This window comes from Bacillus chungangensis (assembly GCF_030812995.1).
Lineage (GTDB): Bacteria > Bacillota > Bacilli > Bacillales > Bacillaceae_C > Bacillus_CF > Bacillus_CF chungangensis.
Genome location: NZ_JAUSTT010000010.1, coordinates 1 through 19,284, shown reverse-complemented (window position 1 = coordinate 19,284; position 19,284 = coordinate 1). Strand labels below are relative to the sequence as shown.

Here is a 19,284-nt window from a genome sequence, read left to right as displayed (position 1 = left end):
GTGAATAAGACATTACAATCGATGTATGAAAAGTTGATCACAACAACTGAAGGGTCTCAACGAAGAGAAGACATTTTAAATCACCTTAAACAAAGTAATCATAAATTCATCGTTTTAGATGACGATCCAACAGGAGTGCAAACTGTTCATGATGTTTATGTGATAACAAGCTGGGAAAAGGAATGGATTCGAGAAGGACTATCAGATGATCGGAATGTCCTTTATATATTAACAAACACGAGAAGTTATGCACCTGAACGGACCGAAAAAATCAATCAGGAAATTATTCGTAATATCGTAGAAATCTGCAAAGAACTCCATATCGACTTTTCGATTATTAGTCGAAGTGATTCAACCTTGAGAGGCCATTACCCATTAGAAATTTCTGTTATTGAAAAAACATTAGCAGAAAAATCGAATTGGGAAATTGCTGGACACCTTATCATACCAGCTTTTTTTGAAGGAAAAAGATATACATTAGATAACACACATTATTTGTTTGAGGAAAACACGTTTGTACCAGTAAATGAAACGGAATTCGCCAATGATGCAGTCTTTGGATTTTCGACTGCAAATTTGCCAAAATGGGTGGCGGAAAAAACAGCTGGAGTATACCAAGCTAAAGATGTGTTAACCATTTCAATAAATGATATTCGCCAAGGTGGAATAGATAAAGTACGAACGATTTTATTATCAGCAAAAAAGAATCAGCCAATTGTCGTTAATGCTGCAAACTATGATGATTTGGATGTTGTTTCTTTAGCCGTCTTACAAGCTATCAGTCATGGAAAACGCTTTTTGTTTCGAACAGCCGCCTCTTTCGTAAAGTCAATTGGAGGAATAGAAAACAAACAATTTTTAACTGCTTCTAAATTGGTTGCAAAAAGTAATGGAGGGCAATATGGAGGTTTGCTTATTGTCGGGTCTCATACGAAAAAAACCACAAACCAACTAACCGATTTATTTTCGCAATTACATGTTAGATCTATTGAAGTGAATATCGAAAAAATATTAAATCCATTAAAAAGGCAAGGGGAATTCAGAAGAGTATGTGAATTGTTAAGGCAATACATTTTAAGTGGCGAAGATACTGTTATTTACACGAGTCGGAAGGTGATAAAGACCGCAAATAAACTCGAGAACCTACATTATAGTCAAACGATTTCTAGCATACTTGTAGATGTCGTACGCTCTTTAACAGCGACGCCAAAATTTATTATGGCCAAGGGCGGCATTACTTCCAGCGATATCGCTACGAAAGCCTTGGAAATTAAAAAAGCAAAAATCTTAGGTCAAGCAGCTGCCGGTGTGCCTGTTTTACTAACAGGAAAGGAATCCCGTTTTAGAGGCATTCCGTATATCGTTTTTCCTGGGAATGTTGGTAACAGAAATACGTTAACCGATATTTTCACCAAACTACTTTCACTTACTAATGAAAAGGGGAGATCATCGTGGCAAAACAAAAAATGACAGCAGCTGAAGCAATCGCTATATATTTACAAAAAAGAGGTGTAGAGCATATTTATGGTGTTCCGGGGGCAGCGATTCTGCCATTCTATGACGCGGTTCGTGAACGAACGAATATTCAGTCTTATGTTGTACGTCATGAACAAACCGGGGCATTCATGGCCGATGGGTACTCAAGAGCAACAGGAAAAGTAGGAATTTGCGCAGCAACATCTGGACCTGGCGGAACAAACTTTTTGACTGGGCTCTACGGAGCTTGGATGGATTCTATCCCAATGATTGCTTTCACAGGTCAGCAAAAATCTTCACTAATCGGTACAATGCAATTCCAGGAAGCTCCGATTGTGGACATGGCTAAGCCAGTAACAAAAGCCGCTTTCCAATTAACAGACGGGTCAAAAGCAGCAGAATTAATTCATCAAGCTTGGGAAACAGCAACAAAAGGAAAAAAAGGTCCAATTTTAATTGATCTTCCATTAGATCAACAAAAAGTAGAAATAGAAGTAGACTTAGATGAATTGATCGCTCTTAGTGAACCTGAACAATTACCAGAAGCGACTGATGCAGATATCGAAAAAACGCTTGAGTACTTAAAAAATGCGAAAAAACCAGTATTCATTTCAGGAGGTGGAGTAAATCTTTCAAATTCAACCGCAGAATTAAAAGCACTAGCTGAAACTCTTCAAATACCTGTTGTTACAACGTGTATGGGTATTGATACATTCCCTAATGATCATCCATTATTTGCTGGACGTATGGGAACAATGCTTGATACACCATATGGCAACAAAACAATCTTAGAGTCCGATCTTATCATCAACCTTGGCGGCCGTTTCGCTGACCGCAGCACAGGCAATGTAGAAATTTTTAAACATGATGCGAAAATAATTCACGTTAACATCGATAACAAAGAAATTGGCAAAGTAGTCACAACGGAACATGGCGTTATATCCGATGTAAAATCATTCATGATTAGATTAAGAGAAAGCTATAAAAAACTTGGTTCAGGTGTAGCTGTGACAGCAGAAGTTGGTGCGAAACTAGACCTAACAGAAGAAAGAGCAAAATATGCACGCAAAACAGATTATGAAGACCTTCCAATTAAACCACAACGAGCACTGCAGGAATTGAGGGAATTTTTAGATAAAGATGCATTTGTTTCACATGACTGTGGTATTAGTCAAATATGGTCTTGCCAACTATTTGAAACCTATACGCCGCGCTCTTATTTAATAACTGGCGGTGCAGGTACGATGGGATGGGGACTTGGGGCAGCAATGGCAGCAAAGCTAGCCTTTCCAGAACGGCAAAGTGTCAATATTGTAGGCGACGGAAGCTTAGGCATGTCGCTGCAGGATCTAGCTACAGCTGCTAAACATCATATTCCAGTTATTGTGTTCTGTATGAATAATTCATTATATGGTTTAATCCGTCAACAACAAAATTGGTTCTATGGCGAGCGTGATATTTCTACTGATCTTATTTACAAAAATGAACTTTGCAACAATGAAGAGCGTGGAATTGACTTTGTTAAAACAGCTGAAGGAATGGGGGTGCGTGGAGAGCTTGTAACACATTTTGAGCAAATTAAACCAGCTCTGAAGCGTGCTATGGAAAGTGGAAAACCGTACTTAATTGAAGTCGTAGTTGATCCACGTGCTGTTTGTGGGTTTTCACATGATGGAACATTGACAGGCTTTGACTATACCGACCATTAAAAAATAAGGGAGATAAGGAAGGGAGGCGAACCGGGATTCATTTCCGGTACTCTATGAAAACAGATCTACATTATTATATGCAGGTTGGAATTGTACATTTTATGGCGTATCCAGAAACGATGAAAGGAGACGGAAGGATTACAGATACTGTAAAAAAGATTGTTACCGATGACTTTTTCTCAGCAATTGAAATTACAAGTGTAAATGATGAAGCTGAAAGAGAAAAAGTTTCAAGTTTGTTGGAATCTGGTGGAATGACGATTGGTTTTGGCGCACAACCTATTATATTAAGTAAAAAAGCAAATTTAAACTCATTTGATACGGAAGAACGCCAATTTGCTATTAATCTTGTAAAGGAGGCTATTGATCAGGCTTATGAGGTGAATGCATCAAAACTAGGATTGCTAAGTGGGCCAAAACCAGCCAAAAATGAAGATCAAGCATTACAAATCCTTGCAAATTCGCTTAAAGAACTATGTCAATATGCTAAAAGCAAAGGGGATATTGTGCTTTCACTAGAAACATTTGACGATGAAACAGATAAAAAATGTTTAATTGGATCGAATAGGCTGGCAGTGGAAGTGGCCAAGGAAGTAAGGAAGATCGATCCTACTTTTGGATTAATGCTAGATTTAAGCCACTTGCCAATGCAAAGAGAAACATCAAAAGAGGCTTTAACAATTGCGCGAGATTACATGAATCATGCACATATTGGAAATTGTTATATTAAAGATCCTTCAGACCCTGCTTTTGGCGATCAGCATCCTCGCTTCGGCTATCCAGGAAGTGAGAATGATGTAGAGGAATTAGCGGAGTATTTAAGAATCCTTTTGGAAATTGGCTACATTGGCGAGGGCAGCAGTAATGTAGTGGCATTTGAAGTAAAACCATTAGGAAATGAATCGTCTGATGTTATTATCGCTCAATCAAAACGTACGCTCATAGAAGCATGGAATCGTTTAAAGGTTGCAGTTTACTAATGTTAAATGTTTTGAAAAATGGCCTTTTCCACAATTTGGGCAAGGGTCATCCGAGGGTAATTTCCTTCATATTATATTCACTTTTACAGAAGTGACAATATTAAAAAAGTAATCTCCATACAACATCGATGAAATGAGATTTCTTGTTCACATGTTAATGACACCATCTTTTCCCATATCATTATTTTGGAGATGAGACAGGGAGTGGGAAATAAGCATTTTTCCCTAACTCCCACATGTCACTTGAAATGAATCAGCATCGCAAATAGATCGTTGCAGCAGAATGTTGCGTTCTTGGCTTTTGATTCTCCATAGAGAGGGTTGAGAGACAAAAACACAGAGGAAGATTCGTTTGATCCAGATTGAGTTTTTAATAATCAGTTAGAATCTTGGTGTCGATAATGACCAAAAGTGAAACCGTTGATTTATTTTATCCCACATCTAACTGGCAGTAAGACCCCCACCTCGGGGAGTAAGAGGAATCAGAAGCGCTAGGTGGGGGATAACTGAAAGTCAAATGTCCGATTCGTTCGGGCCGACAGGATAAGGAAAGCTCCTTGAATCAGCATCGCACGAAGAAAAAGTGTTCTTCTTTTTCGAGGATGTCGGTCACAAAGGCGTTGCAACAGGACGTTGCGATCTTAGACTTTGTTCTATTTTTTATCAGTGGGGGATAAGAGAAAACCCCCACTGATGGAAGTTTCACTTTATTTTCATAAAAAAGCATCTACTTTCATGTTAGTTTTAAGTAAAAAAAGGGGGATGAAAAATGTGGGGAAACCTATTCAGATAGTGAATTCACATCGAATTGCTGAACGAATTTATAAACTATCAACCTGTTCTGAACCGACTATTGGTGTAACAAGGTTGTCATTTACGAATGAATTTCAATTGGCTCAAAAAATGGTGGAAAAATGGATGCTCGAAGCTGGAATGACGGTTCGAAGAGATAACCTTAATAATCTTATTGGACGCTATGAAGGGAAAAATTCACATTCTCCTGTTCTAATGATCGGCTCACATTTAGATACTGTCATTGAAGGTGGTAAGTATGATGGTATGTTAGGTATCGTTGCAGGGATAGAAGTGATTGCGATTCTTTTTGAAAATGGCATTATTTTAGAAAATCCAATAGAAGTGGTTGCATTTTGTGATGAAGAGGGAGTTAGATTCCATTCTACATTTCTTGGAAGTAAAGCGATTGCCGGAACACTAACGGAACGAGATTTAGAGGCAACAGATGAACAGGGTATTACTGTAGCAGCCGCCATCAAACAATTAGGGCTAAATCCATTAGAATATCAAGAAGCGGCAAAAGAACCAAAAGATGTTTTTGGATATATTGAACTTCATATTGAACAAGGCCCCATCCTTGAAAAAGAGGGGATAGCCTGTGGTATCGCAACTGGAATTGCCGGTCTATCGAGATATTCATTTAAAGTAGAAGGTTTTGCTGGCCATGCTGGAACGGTACCGGCGGCGTTAAGAAAAGACGCACTTGTTGGTGCAGCTGAAATCATACTGGCAATAGAAAAGTTGGTAAAGAATCATGCTCCTCTCGTAGCAACAGTTGGAAAACTGTCTGTGAAGCCCGGAAGCAGCAATGTTATTCCAGGTGAAGTATTAGGAACAATAGATATTCGCGATACAAATCAGTACCGAATAAAAGAAGTGATACAAGCCATTTTCCAAACGTGTGAAGAGATTTGTACTCGACGTGGACTGACGTACCATGTTGAGAAAGTAATGGAAGCACCTCCAGTGTATTGTTGTGAAGAAATTTCCGCAGCAATTGAATCAGCTATTCAAGAAAACGGGATGCGCCCAATACACCTTGTAAGCGGTGCAGGACATGACGCTATGGCAATGGCCGATGTAACGAAGATCGGAATGATTTTCGTTCGGTGTGAAAAAGGCATTAGTCATCATCCCGATGAACATGTGATACTTGATGATCTTGGTATCGGTGCACAAGTCTTGTTAGATACTGTATTGAAAATTTCTAATTATCATACGACTGTAAAGGAGCGATTTTGATGGATACAAAAACGATAAACGCAGAAAAGCAGCAACTTATCAAATATATTGAAGATCATAAAGAAGAACTAATTGGATTTTTGCAAGAACTGGTTTCCATCCCTTCAGATAATCCACCGGGAGATACACAAAAAATTGCCGAACATATTGGCAAACGCCTCCGAGAATTTCAATTTGAAGATGTCGTTTTATATGAGGTAGAAGAAGAATTGGTTAAGGCAGCAGGAATGATTCAAGTATCCAATGTCGTTGGTTTTTCCACCTTTGGCAATGGTGAAGGTCCTGAAATTACATTAACTGCACACGGTGATGTTGTTCCTCCTGGGCTTGGTTGGACACAAGATCCATATGGTGGAAATATTGTGGATGGAAAGCTTTATGGACGCGGGGCAGCTGTCTCAAAGTCAGATATTGCTTCTTATACATTCGCAGCTTTAGCCTTGCGGCAATTTCAAAGTAAACTGAAAGGAAAAATATCGTTTGCTTTTACATTTGATGAAGAAACAGGTGGAGAAGTAGGGCCAAAGTGGCTGCTTGAGAGGAAATTCATTCATCCTGATATGGCGATTTATCCGGGGTTTACATATTCTCTAGTGAATGCACATAATGGTTGTCTTCATTTAGAAGTTAAACTAAAAGGAAAATCGGCGCATGCGGCCGAACCTCAACATGGCCATGATGCTATTGAAGCAATGACTGAAGTACTAAGTGCTATTTATAAATACCGGGACACACTAAGTACTATTCAATCTAAAGTCCCGGGAATTGATACACCAAATTTAACGGTAGGATTAATTTCTGGAGGCATAAATACGAATGTTGTACCAGATGAGTGTGTGATTCGATTGGATCGAAGGTTGATTCCAGAAGAAAATGGAGAACTTGTTGAAAAGCAATTGCGCAATTGTGTTGCTAGTGCTGTTGAGAAATACGACGGGGTGCAAGCAGAGGTCAATCGCATCTTATTGGCGAATAGCTTCGGCCCAACACCAGCACAATCCTCGTTAGTTCAAGCTATTTCTTCTAATTGGAAAGAAATAATGGAAGTAAACGAAGATTTGCCTATCAAAGGGTCGCCACTATATACTGATGCTCGATTGTTTGCCGAAGCTGGAGTTCCGATCGTGTTATTTGGAGCTGGACCACGAACATTATTAGAAGCGAACGGGCATCGCGCAGATGAACATGTGAAAATTGATGATCTTCTAAAGTCAACGAAAGTTATCGCCTTAGCTCTTTATGATCTTTTAAGCTAACATTTTAACTCGATACAACTTGAATATTTTTTAGATAAGGTTATGGGGATAGAACTCGCCATACAGAGAAATCAAGACAAGCCTGTCAATCACTTATGTGAAGTTTAAGCACAGAAGGTAATAAAAATGGTCAATGACTCCAAGAGAAGCTTCACATTGTTTTGTAAAATCAAGGAGGGGTACCATTGGAAAAATTAAGTTTATGGAAAACGATTATGTTAGGCTTTCAACATGTATTTGTGATGTACGGCGGTGCTGTTGCAGTCCCCCTTATCATTGCTCCAGCTATTGGTCTAACGCAGCAGCAGCTTGTTTATCTTATTTCATTTGATTTATTAACATGCGGATTTGTTACCTTAATTCAAGTGATAGGCGGAAAGCAAATTGGGATTGGGCTACCCGCCTTAATGGCCATTTCGTTTATTGTTGTAGAGCCTATTATAGCGATTGGGAAAATTTATAGTATAACAGGCGTATTTGGAGCGGTTATTGCATCAGGTTTGTTTATCGCCTTGATTGCCAAGTTTATAGGAAGACTTGTAAAGTACTTCCCGCCACTTGTTACAGGGTCTATTATACTCATTATCGGTGTGTCTCTAATGCCGGTTGCAATGAAGAATGCAGCGGGAGGAGATGGTTCCTCTAGCTTTGGCGACCCGCATAATTTGTTAATCGCAATATTTACATTGATTTGTTTCCTTATCATCAACACATTTTTTAAAGGATTTTTGAAAACAATTTCAATCCTTATAGCGATGGTCATTGGAACAATAGTTGCGGGTTTCATAGGGATGGTTGATATATCAGGGTTAAGTAAAGCAGATTGGTTTAATGCTGTCACCCCTTTTTATTTCGGGCTTCCTAGTTTTCACCTCTCTTCCATTATAACAATGTGTATCATCTCTTTTATTATTGCGATTGAAAGTGTAGGTGTTTTTCTAGCATTAGGAGAATTTTGTGATCGAAAAATTACAGCAAATGATATAAAAAAAGGATTGCGCGCTGAAGGTATTGGTTCAATGGTTAGTGGTATATTTAATTCCTTTAATCATTCTACGTTTTCACAGAACGTTGGACTTGTGTTCCTTACGAAGGTAAAAAGCAGATACGTTGTGGCAGCATCAGGAATGATATTAATTTTCTTAGGTTTAGTTCCTAAAGTCGCAGCACTTACAACGATGATACCGGCACCGGTTCTTGGTGGAGCAATGATCCCAATGTTTGGTATGCTCATTTCCGCTGCACTTAGAATGATCGCTAAATCTGATTTATCACAAACGACAAACCAATTGATCATTGCAGTAGGTGTTGGAGTTGGTTTGGCTGTAAAAAGTGTACCAGCAGCTTTTGCACATTTTCCAGAAACCATTCGTTTAATTTTTGGAAATGGGGTTGTGATGGGAACGCTTGTACTTTTGATATTAAATATGATGCTAAATCGAAAAGTAGAATTGCAGGGAATAGCAAACAAGTCTGATACTACCCATTCAGGAGCTGTTAATACTCATCTTGAAGTATAAGTTTGTTTATAATTAACTTAACATTAGGAAGATTCTATTTATTATAAGGGAGGCTTCTCGATATTAAAGAGAAGTTGTTCATGATAAATGAAAATGGAGGCAGTTATATGCACTTCACAGTAAAAAAGGCATTAAACATACTTGATTGCTGCAAGATTGTAGCTGGCAAGCGTGGACTCAATAGTAGTATTCGTTCAGTTAGCATTATGGATAGCCCAGATATATCTTGGTTAAAACGAGGCGATCTGCTGCTTACAACCGGTTATATTTTTAAAGATGATTCAGAAACCCAAATCAAGCTCATTCAGGATCTGGCTGAACGAGACTGTGCAGGCTTAGCTATTAAGGTGAAACGCTTTCTTTCTACTATTCCAGAACCGATGATTCAAGAGGCAAATCGATTAGGTTTTCCGATTCTCGAAATTCCGTACGAACGGCTTCTATCAGATATGTTATTTGCAGTAACTCGTGAAATTCTTAAAAGTGAAAGCATCTTTAATGAACAAGTACGACGAAGGGACTTCATTTCTAGACTTCTTCGGGGAGAGCTTGCCAACGAGACTGCCGTTTTATCGCAAGGTCATGAGTATGGAATATTGACTGGATGTGAATATGTAGTTTTGTATATTTACGAAAATGCTAGTAAAAAGAGAAAATCCTTATCAATTGATAAAAGCATATTATTCAAAGCAATGAATGAGGTGGGAAATGCTCTTCATGTAAAACTAATCGGGGAGCAATTAGATGATTTTGTGATCATCGTACAGGACTACAGAATAAATGATATGTTTCATCCCGTCTCCGAAAAAGCGAGAAAGGCTGCTTGCATGTTAGTAAAAAGCTTTGCCAAACATAATGAAAAGAAAACGATATCAATTGGGATAGGAACACGACAATCAGATGTTCGAGACATTCATACAAGTTTTCAAGAAGCGAAAGAGGCTGTTTATTTAGGATGCCGGGTGACTTCAGGTGGGAACGGAGCAATTCATGAATACACAGCACTTGAACCTGAAGCATTGTTGCAGCACTTGCCTGATCGTGAGTTAAACCGGTATTTCACAGCAACGGTAGAAAAATTGATTATATATGATGAGGAGAATGGTACAGAACTTTTTCAAACATTAGAAATTTACTTGTATTGTGGAGGAAAACTAGGCGATGCTGCTCGTATTCTGTTTGTACACAGAAACACAGTAAAATTTCGAATTGCCCGAATTGAAGAATTGCTAGGCATAAGTTTAGCAGATGGAAACGTGTCATTTCGACTCCAATTAGGCATGTGCGCCTCTAGACTTTTAGGTGTTTCATCACGATTCGCTGAACCTATACTAGATATGTTAAAAGAAGGCTAGGATAAATTTATCCCACATCTAACTGGCAGTAAGACCCCCACCTCAAGAGTAAGAGGGGAATCAAGTAGTCTAGGTGGGGGATAACTGAAAGTCAAATGTCCGATTGGTGGGCCGACAGGATGTCGGTCACAAAGGCGTTGCAACAGGACGTTGCGATCTTAGCCTTTGTTCTACTTCTTATCAGTGGGGGATAAGAGAAAACCCCCACTGATGGAAGTTTCACTTTATCAAAGATGTTTCACAAAAGAAATCTGCAGTCTAATCATTGCGATGGAACAGTTGACAAGCGATAAATACGCAGCGCCATTTGAAGACGAAAAACTGTTTCTCCATCGTTTAACTCTTTCCCTAAGAGGTCTTTGATTCTATCAATTCGAAAGTGAATCGTATTTCGGTGTACACCTAAGATACGTGCAGCTTCGGAGGAACGCCCGCAGCAAGATAGGTACACCTCAAGTGTTTTGATCAAATCGGCCTGATTCTCCTTGTCGTATTGAAGTAATGGAGCAAGTGTATGAGACAAGCAGTGCGACAAAAGATCAGTAGGAACATGCTGCAAGATAGCATACGACTCAATATCAACATAATCGTAAATCTTATGCTCGCTTGCTGAAGGATTTAATCTGCAGCCTATATTCACCGCATTTCGGGCTTGCTGAAAGCTTGTACTAATCTTCTGAACATCGTTATATCCTGTTCCAATTCCAATCGTTAAGTATTCGCAAGACATTGGCTGCTTCGGGCATGATTCAACAAGATTTCTTGCAAGTTGAAGAGCCAATGAATGCAAATCGTCTTTTTTTTGATGTTCTGTTGACTGAAGAATGATTGTGGATTTATCAAGACCTATAGTTAACCAAAAGATATTCGTATTTTTGTTTGGCAAGTTAATCATCTTCAATAAACGATCTATCGGCATATTGCGTTGGTTGTCAAGTACTGATGATGAGAAGGAAACAAATAAACAAATATATCCACACTCAGGCATCATCCCAAATTCTCTCCCTTGTGCGAGAATTGCATCTTTGCCGTGTAATTCACCATGAAGAAGCCGGGATAGGAATACATTTTTCTTTTCCTGTTCTTTATGCTTTTTCTCATGAGTCATGAGTTCGCGCATGAACGAAAGCAGCAAATCAGGCAATGAAAGGTCATTCGGGATTTCGATTAGGGGCAAGTTCCATTCATTGGCTGCTTTTAACATAGCCTTTGGCAGTTCTGGCATGAAGCGTTTCATTTGGATGGCAAGTCCAGCGCATTGTCGTTTTGCCATTTCACAGACTAGTTCAACTTGGGCAGCTGGATCATTTTTAATAACATACCCAGTTGTAAAGACTAATTCTCCTTGTTTTAGCCATGGCATCACATCGGGAGCATCAAAGCTGTTGACAGAATGAATTCTGTTTACAAGTCCTTTGTTGCCCGCCACTACCTTGCAGCGATTCAACGGCGCAACTTGGAGTGCTTCCGCTAATGTAAAATTCATCCCCTATCACACTCCTTTCAGAACATTCAACAAATTGTTTCATTAATAACATTATATCAGTTTTTTTAAAAAAACTTATCCCACATCTAACAGGCAGCAAGACATCGCACGAAGAAAAAGCGTACTTCTTTTTCGAGGACGCTGCGTTCTTAGCTTGAGATCGGGCCTACAGGACGTAGGTCACTCAAGTGTTGCAACAGGACAAGGAAAGCTTCGGCAGCAAGACATCGCACGAAGAAAAAGCGCACTTCTTTTTCGAGGACGTTGCGTTCTTAGCTTGAGATCGGGCCTACAGGACGTAGGTCACTCAAGTGTTGCAACAGGACGTTGCGTTCTTAGCTTGAGATCCTTTATATTAGCGTAAGAAAATAACTCCTATTGATAGATGAACTTTGCTTGATTATGCGCTGTGCACAATCAAGTAATCATCGAATTGTCCTGATTGTCTAATGACTGATGATATGCTGAATATTACAATGAAATCAATCTTCTTTTCCTCATATGAAAGGAGTTGGTAAATAGGTTGAATGATTGCAATGAGAAAGGATTGATTAATGGATGAATAAGAAATTGAGTCTAGAAATGATTAATCAAATGGACCGAAAATCTTTTACTGAGGCACTTGGTTGGATTTTTGAACACTCGCCATGGATTGCGGAGAGAGCATGGGCGAAACGGCCATTTTTTCGTGTCTCTTGCCTTCATCATGTAATGAAAAGTGTCGTAAACGAAGCGACTATGGAAAAAAAGCTTGCTTTACTTCGGGCCCACCCAGACTTGGCTTCACGTGTTCAAATGGCAAATGCTTCAATAAAAGAACAGTCCGATGCTAGTCTTGATCAGCTTACTGAAGAGGAGTACGAAGATTTTTTAACCCTTAACAAGGCATACACAGAGAAGTTTGGTTTTCCATTCATTATGGCTGTAAGGGGACAAAATAAGGATTCAATACGGGAATCAATACAGGAAAGATTGCAGCTTTCTCCTGAAACGGAGTTGTTAGAAGCATTATGCCAAATTTATAAAATTGCATGCTTTCGCTTATACGATTTAATAAATGAATAGGGAGGTTTACTATGATGGGTACGACAAGAACGATGTATTATGGAAAAGGTGATGTTTATGTTTTTCGTACGTATGCACAACCACTATATGGTGTAAAGGAGATTCCAGAATCTGGTTTTACTGGACGTAATAATGTTATTTTTGGTATGAATGCCAATATTTCTCTCAAGGGTGATGCCTTTTTAACTTCTTTCACTAAAGGAGATAATAGCCTAGTCGTGGCTACAGATTCTATGAAAAACTTTATGCTGCAACACGCTGGCCAATATGAAGGTTCGACAATGGAAGGTTTTCTAACGTTCGTTTGTGAACGCTTTCTTGAAACTTACTCTCATATAGATGCAGTAGAGATCAAATGCGATGAAATTACATTTGATTCCGTACAAGTTGCAAAAGAATCAGGTTTAAGTGAAAGTGAACTTGTTTATCGTCGTTCACGCAATGAGTACGGTATAACGACTGTAGAAGTAGCTAGGACAGAGAATGGCACTGAAATAATAAAGCAAAGCAGCGGTATTTCTGATTTGCAGTTAATTAAAGTTAGCGGAAGCTCGTTCTACGGTTATATTCAGGATGAATATACTACTCTTCCAGAAGCGAAGGATCGTCCGTTATTTATTTATCTTAACATTGCATGGAGATATAACGATGTAACGGACGCAATGGGAATCGATCCTTTACGCTATGTAGCAGCCGAACAAGTTCGGGATATCGCTCAATCCGTCTTTCATCAATTAGAAAATCGTTCTATTCAACAGTTAATCTATCAGATTGGCCTTCGCATCCTTGAGCGTTTTCCACAACTTGCTGATGTAGAATTTGAGTCTAATAATCGAACTTGGGAAACGATCGTTGAAATGATACCGAAATCCAAAGGCCAAGTGTTTACAGAGCCGCGTCCCCCTTATGGTTTCCAAAAATTAATTGTGACACGTGAAGATCTTAAAAAAGAGAGGAATGCAGCCGCTAATGCTGCATATACGACAAAAGTATGAAAGGACGCTTAACTACTCATGTACTAGATTTAATAAAGGGAATTCCGGCTAAGGGCCTTAAAGTAGAACTATGGTACTTAGTAGCAGAGAACACTCGTACATTCATTGGAATTGTACACACAAATAGTGATGGAAGGGTTGATTTACCCCTTCTTTCAGATCATACGTTCAAAGCAGGAAAATATGAACTTGTGTTTTATGTTGCTGACTACTTCCGAAAGGAGCATGGCAGTTTGTCCACCTCTTCGTTTCTTGACACGGTTCCGATTCGTTTCAATATTGTCGATTCAGAGGCGCACTATCACGTACCATTACTTGTAGCTCCAGGTGGATATAGTACTTATCGAGGAAGTTAAAAAGATATAGCAGATGATATACAAGGAGGGAAGTATATGATGAAAGAGCGAATTGGAATAGTGAAATTAGGAGGAAATCCCGTTACACTTATTGGACCTGAAATCAAAGTTGGCGATAAAGCACCGAATTTTGAGGTTTTGGCAAATGATCGTTCTAAAGTAACGCTTGCAGATTCTAAAGGGAAAATTCGTCTTATCAGTGTGGTTCCTTCATTGGATACTGGTGTTTGTGACGCACAAACGCGCGCATTTAATGAGGAGGCAGTCCGTCTAGGAAATAATGTAGAAATTTTGGCAATTAGTGCAGATCTTCCTTTTGCACAAAGTAGATGGTGCGGTGCAGCTGGAGTTCATTCTGTGCTAACTCTTTCCGATCATCTCAATATGTCGTTCGGAAAAGCTTTTGGAACTTATATAAAAGAACACCGTTTAGAATGCCGTGCATTATTTGTGATTGATTCAGAAGATACTGTTGTTTATGTAGAATACGTACCTGAGGTGACCGACCATCCAAATTATGAGGCAGCATTGGAAGCAGTAAAATATGCGCGTTCGTGATCTAACACGAATCCAAAGCTCATTAAAGAAGCTAATTCTTTTAAATGGTGATCCTTATCCAGAACAATTGAATAAAACTGCAGAATTAATAGCTGAAAGAGCTAATCTAAATTGGCATAATGAACTTTGAGGAATCAATTATATTACAAATTTGAATGAGGTGATTCAATGAGTATAAATAAGAAAAAGCTAACTACTAGCTGGGGGGCCCCTGTCGGCGATAACCAGAACTCCATGACAGCTGGTTCTCGTGGTCCAACGTTAATTCAGGATGTTCATCTTTTAGAAAAATTAGCTCATTTTAATCGAGAACGAGTCCCAGAGCGTGTTGTTCATGCTAAAGGTGCTGGAGCGCATGGATATTTTGAAGTAACAAATGATGTCACTAAATATACGAAAGCAAATTTTTTATCAAAAGTTGGAAAACGTACACCTGTCTTTATTCGGTTCTCTACAGTAGCTGGCGAACTTGGCTCTGCCGATACAGTACGCGACCCCCGAGGTTTTGCAGTCAAGTTCTACACGGAAGAGGGCAATTATGATTTAGTAGGGAACAACACTCCAGTATTCTTTATTCGTGATGCCATCAAGTTTCCGGATTTCATTCATACACAAAAGAGAGATCCTAAAACGCATTTGAAAAACCCTACAGCTGTCTGGGATTTCTGGTCTTTATCACCCGAATCATTACATCAGGTGACCATTTTAATGTCTGATCGCGGCATCCCTGCTACATTTCGCCACATGCATGGATTTGGGAGTCATACTTTTAAATGGACGAATGCTGATGGTCAAGGGGTATGGATTAAATATCACTTTAAAACGGAACAAGGCATTAAAAATCTTGCTGTTGATGTAGCTGGCCGTCTTGCTAGTGAAAACCCAGATTACCATACAGAGGATTTGTTTTATGCAATTGAAAATGGTGATTATCCATCATGGAAATTGTGTGTTCAAATTATGCCGCTGGAAGATGCTAATACGTATCGATTTGATCCATTTGATGTTACTAAAGTGTGGTCTCAAAAAGACTATCCGTTAATTGAAGTAGGTCGGATGGTATTAAATAGAAACCCTGAAAACTATTTTGTTGAGGTAGAACAAGCTACGTTCTCACCCGGAACGCTTGTACCTGGTATCGATGTATCACCAGATAAAATGCTGCAAGGCCGTCTATTTGCTTACCATGATGCACATCGTTATCGAGTCGGAGCTAATCACCAAATGCTGCCTATTAATCGTGCGAAGGTAGAAGTGAATCATTATCAGCGTGATGGCTCCATGCGTTTTGATGATAATGGCGGCGGTTCTGTATACTATGAACCAAACAGCTTCAGTGGTCCGGTAGAATCATATGAAGACAAGCAAGCGGCCTATCCAGTGTCAGGCATAGCAGAAAGCGCTCCTTATGATCATAGTGACCATTACACACAAGCTGGTGACTTATACCGTCTTTTAAATGATGAAGAAAGAGTGCGTCTCGTAAATAATATTGTGAATGCAATGAAACCAGTAGAAAAAGAAGAAATCAAACTTCGCCAAATTCAACATTTCTATAAAGCGGATCGAGAGTATGGAAAACGTGTTGCTGATGGTCTCGGCTTATCTGTACCACAAGAAGTGTAAGATATTCCTATAGGTAAACCTTGACGTGATGAAAGGATGAAGTACGAATTCTCGTTTATTCTCAAATTATTCTCTTTAATTAAAATATTAAATTACTTTGATACTTTAGAGAGGATCATCTTTTATGATGGTCCTTTCTACAATTGAAGTTTATTACATAATTAATGAGGTGTAAAATGAATGAATGCCGTATTAAGGAAGGTATCGCTCTTTTAAAACGAAAAGGGATGAGAATGACACCACAGCGTCTGGCAATACTAGAATATTTAGCTAACACAGATTCGCATCCTACTGCAGATGAGATTTACAAATCTCTATCCAATAAGTTTTCAAACATAACAAATGGCACTATTTATAATAATTTAAAGTGTTTTAAAAAGTACGGGATTATCAATGAGTGGACATATGGAGAAGCTTCCAGCCGCTTTGAGTGGGCATCAGATTTTCATTACCATATTGTTTGCAGCACTTGCGGGAAAATGCTTGACTTTCATTACCCTGAATTAAAAGAAATAGAGGTATATGTAGAGAGATTAACCGGATTTCAAGTGAACCGCCATCTTTTTGAGATTTATGGCACCTGTTCTGATTGTAAAGAACATGAACATTAGAATGTTAAAGGGGAGTGAAGAAATGTCGATTTACGACATAATAGTACGAAACGGAACGATTGTAACATCTAAGTCTATCTTTCAAGGTGATATCGCTATTAAAGATCATAAAATAGGGGCAATATCTAAATGTGATTCTTTACTAGAAACAGGCCATACAGAAATAGATGCAATAGGTCTCCATATCATTCCTGGAATCATTGATTCTCATGTGCATTTAAATGAACCTGGACGTACAGAGTGGGAAGGAATCTCAACTGGCAGCATGAGTTTAGCTGCAGGTGGAGTGACAACATATTTTGATATGCCTTTGAACAGTTTCCCTCCAACTATTAATAAGCAAGCTTTTCGTTTGAAAGAAACATTAGCGAAACGAAAATCAGTAATAGATTTTAGACTATGGGGAGGATTAATTCCTCATAATTTGAATGATGTAGAAGAATTGCATCGATGTGGTGCGATTGGTTTTAAAGCGTTTATGTCTCCAAGTGGAATAGAAGCATTTCAGCATATTGAAGATACAGCCCTGTATAACGGAATGGAGATAATTGCAAGCCTAGGTTCGTTGTTGGCAGTGCATGCTGAAAGTACAGTTATTACAGAAAAATTGGCAGAAAGAAAACGCTATTTTAAACAAACATCTGCTTTTGATTACTGTGAATCACGACCGATTATTTCAGAAATGGAAGCGGTTAACAGAATTCTTTCTTACGCCGAAACAACCGGCTGTAAACTCCATATTGTCCATGCAAGCAGCAGTAAAGTTGTTTCATTAGTAACAGAGGCGAAACGAAAAGGGGTTAATGTAACCGTAGAAACATGTCCACATTATCTCTCCTTGACCTCGGCTGATTTTTCAAAAATCGGGGCTGTTGCCAAATGTGCCCCTCCATTAAGAAATGGAGATGAAGTAGAAGCTTTATGGACATCATTTGCCAATGGCGAAATTGATATGATCGGCTCTGATCATTCTCCAGCTCCTCCTGAGTTAAAGCAAGTTTCAGACGGCGACATGTTCAAAGTATGGGGAGGTATTTCCGGTGCACAGACAACGTTGTCTATATTATTAGAAGAAGGGTATTGGAAACGAAATATTCCACTGCAAAGAATTGTGGAAGCAACCTCTACCAATCCAGCTAAACGATTTGGGTTATACCCTTTTAAGGGAGATATTGCTGTTGGCAGTGATGCTGATCTGGCAATATTAAATCTTAAACAATGCTATCGTCTAAGTGAAAAGGAGCTTTTTTATCGCCATCCGCATTCTCCTTATATCGGGAAAAAGTTTAGAGGTAGAAATGTTACTACCATTGTAAAAGGAAAAGTAATTTTTAAAAATGGAAGAATGATGATAAATGACAAACAAGAAATAATGCCATAGAATCGTAAAATGCTTTACTTGAAAAAACAAATCATGATATAACGCATTCTTCGAAGTAGATAAAGATTTATAAGAGAGGAGGGGGGAGGGATGTTCATATATAAATATGAAAAATAATTTCTTTCACAAAAACATTTATCCCACATCTAACTAACAGTAAGCCCCCCACCCCGGGTAGTAAGAGGAATCGAAGAAGGCTATAACTGGAAGTCAAATGTCCGATTGGTTCGGGCCGATAGAATGTCGGTAACAAAGGCGTTGCAACAGGACAAGGAAAGCTTCGGCAGCGATACATCGCACGAAGAAAAGCGTTTTCCTTTTTGAGGACGTTGCGACCTTAGCCTTTGTTCTACTTCCATCAGTGGGGGATGAGAGAAAACCCCCACTGATAGAAGTTTTATCGTGAATAGGCATCAGAAGAAAGTTCTATTGAACAGATATTTATTGCTTTCATAGAAGATTATATTGTTTCATACGATATGGCAAGTCCTCCTTTCATTTTGGACAGAATGTATGCTCATTCTGATCCTGGCATAATCGGGGGATTTTTGACATAAAAACTTATACACCCATTTTCATTGCTTTGGATAATGAAATACAAAAGATCAACTTCCTATTAAATAAGCTTGAAGTTGGAAACTGGTATTTATTCAAGAAACTTTTCTTATTTCTGTGTGCTTGATGCTTATAACTCTTGAGGTTGAGAACTCCTACTTGCAGTTTTAATTGGAGTAAACTTCCAATTATTTGTTGTATCCTATATTCTTACTACATATTACGTGAACTACTCACCACTTATCGACCTTGCGGTCTGATTGAAGTGGGAGCTTCTTGGGAACTAGATACTTTTGTTAGCTATCTATATTTACCAAG

General features: G+C 38.8%; 15 protein-coding genes. 14 read left to right on the top strand and 1 reads right to left on the bottom strand.

The genetic code is table 11. The annotated features are described in order from the left end of the window. The 7 genes from J2S08_RS09550 (at position 1) to J2S08_RS09520 (ending at position 10,333) form a co-directional block, all read left to right on the top strand. Positions 1–1,470: a four-carbon acid sugar kinase family protein gene (locus J2S08_RS09550; RefSeq protein WP_307228946.1), complete on the top strand. Its 1,470-nt coding sequence runs from the start codon at positions 1–3 to the stop codon at positions 1,468–1,470. After that, complete coding sequence (locus J2S08_RS09545) at positions 1,452–3,185, top strand: thiamine pyrophosphate-binding protein (protein ID WP_307228944.1); 1,734 nt, start codon at positions 1,452–1,454, stop codon at positions 3,183–3,185. The genes J2S08_RS09550 and J2S08_RS09545 overlap by 19 nt, the downstream gene beginning before the upstream one ends. A 101-nt stretch (positions 3,186–3,286) precedes the next feature. Continuing rightward, positions 3,287–4,165, top strand: a complete 879-nt coding sequence (locus J2S08_RS09540) for a sugar phosphate isomerase/epimerase family protein (protein WP_307228942.1) — start codon at positions 3,287–3,289, stop codon at positions 4,163–4,165. Positions 4,166–4,927: 762 nt separating this feature from the next. Beyond that, the gene (locus tag J2S08_RS09535) at positions 4,928–6,202 is read left to right on the top strand and encodes an allantoate amidohydrolase (RefSeq protein ID WP_370875660.1); all 1,275 of its coding nucleotides are present in this window, start codon (positions 4,928–4,930) and stop codon (positions 6,200–6,202) included. Then, entirely contained in the window at positions 6,202–7,458 is a 1,257-nt protein-coding gene (locus tag J2S08_RS09530) for an ArgE/DapE family deacylase (RefSeq protein ID WP_307228938.1), read from the top strand. Before J2S08_RS09535 ends, J2S08_RS09530 begins: the two co-directional genes overlap by 1 nt. Positions 7,459–7,643: 185 nt before the next feature. Beyond that, positions 7,644–8,978: a nucleobase:cation symporter-2 family protein gene (locus J2S08_RS09525; RefSeq protein WP_307228936.1), complete on the top strand. Its 1,335-nt coding sequence runs from the start codon at positions 7,644–7,646 to the stop codon at positions 8,976–8,978. 80 nt (positions 8,979–9,058) lie between these two features. Further along, entirely contained in the window at positions 9,059–10,333 is a 1,275-nt protein-coding gene (locus J2S08_RS09520; RefSeq protein ID WP_307228934.1) for a PucR family transcriptional regulator, read from the top strand. Positions 10,334–10,595: 262 nt separating this feature from the next. Here J2S08_RS09520 and J2S08_RS09515 read toward each other — a convergent pair whose 3' ends face one another. Continuing rightward, positions 10,596–11,819 carry a PucR family transcriptional regulator gene (locus tag J2S08_RS09515; protein WP_307228932.1) on the bottom strand — a complete coding sequence of 408 codons (1,224 nt, stop codon included), beginning with the start codon at positions 11,817–11,819 and terminating at the stop codon, positions 10,596–10,598. A gap of 558 nt (positions 11,820–12,377) precedes the next feature. Here J2S08_RS09515 and uraD point away from each other — a divergent pair. The 7 genes from uraD to allB all read left to right on the top strand — a co-directional run bounded on the left by uraD (position 12,378) and on the right by allB (position 18,411). Next, positions 12,378–12,884: a 2-oxo-4-hydroxy-4-carboxy-5-ureidoimidazoline decarboxylase gene (uraD, locus tag J2S08_RS09510; RefSeq protein ID WP_307228930.1), complete on the top strand. Its 507-nt coding sequence runs from the start codon at positions 12,378–12,380 to the stop codon at positions 12,882–12,884. A 14-nt stretch (positions 12,885–12,898) separates the two neighbouring features. Further along, positions 12,899–13,879: a factor-independent urate hydroxylase gene (gene pucL / locus J2S08_RS09505; RefSeq protein WP_307228928.1), complete on the top strand. Its 981-nt coding sequence runs from the start codon at positions 12,899–12,901 to the stop codon at positions 13,877–13,879. After that, a complete protein-coding gene (gene uraH, locus J2S08_RS09500; RefSeq protein ID WP_307228926.1) occupies positions 13,876–14,235 on the top strand; it encodes a hydroxyisourate hydrolase in 360 nt (119 codons plus the stop codon). The genes pucL and uraH overlap by 4 nt, the downstream gene beginning before the upstream one ends. 36 nt (positions 14,236–14,271) lie before the next feature. Then, positions 14,272–14,793: a thiol peroxidase gene (gene tpx / locus J2S08_RS09495; protein ID WP_307228924.1), complete on the top strand. Its 522-nt coding sequence runs from the start codon at positions 14,272–14,274 to the stop codon at positions 14,791–14,793. A gap of 174 nt (positions 14,794–14,967) precedes the next feature. After that, positions 14,968–16,419 (top strand): catalase KatA, encoded by a 1,452-nt coding sequence (katA, locus tag J2S08_RS09490; RefSeq protein WP_307229191.1) that lies wholly within the window; start codon positions 14,968–14,970, stop codon positions 16,417–16,419. 176 nt (positions 16,420–16,595) lie between these two features. Continuing rightward, complete coding sequence (locus J2S08_RS09485; RefSeq protein ID WP_307228923.1) at positions 16,596–17,030, top strand: Fur family transcriptional regulator; 435 nt, start codon at positions 16,596–16,598, stop codon at positions 17,028–17,030. Between the two features lie 22 nt (positions 17,031–17,052). Beyond that, positions 17,053–18,411 (top strand): allantoinase AllB, encoded by a 1,359-nt coding sequence (gene allB, locus J2S08_RS09480; protein WP_307228921.1) that lies wholly within the window; start codon positions 17,053–17,055, stop codon positions 18,409–18,411. Positions 18,412–19,284 lie beyond the last annotated feature (873 nt).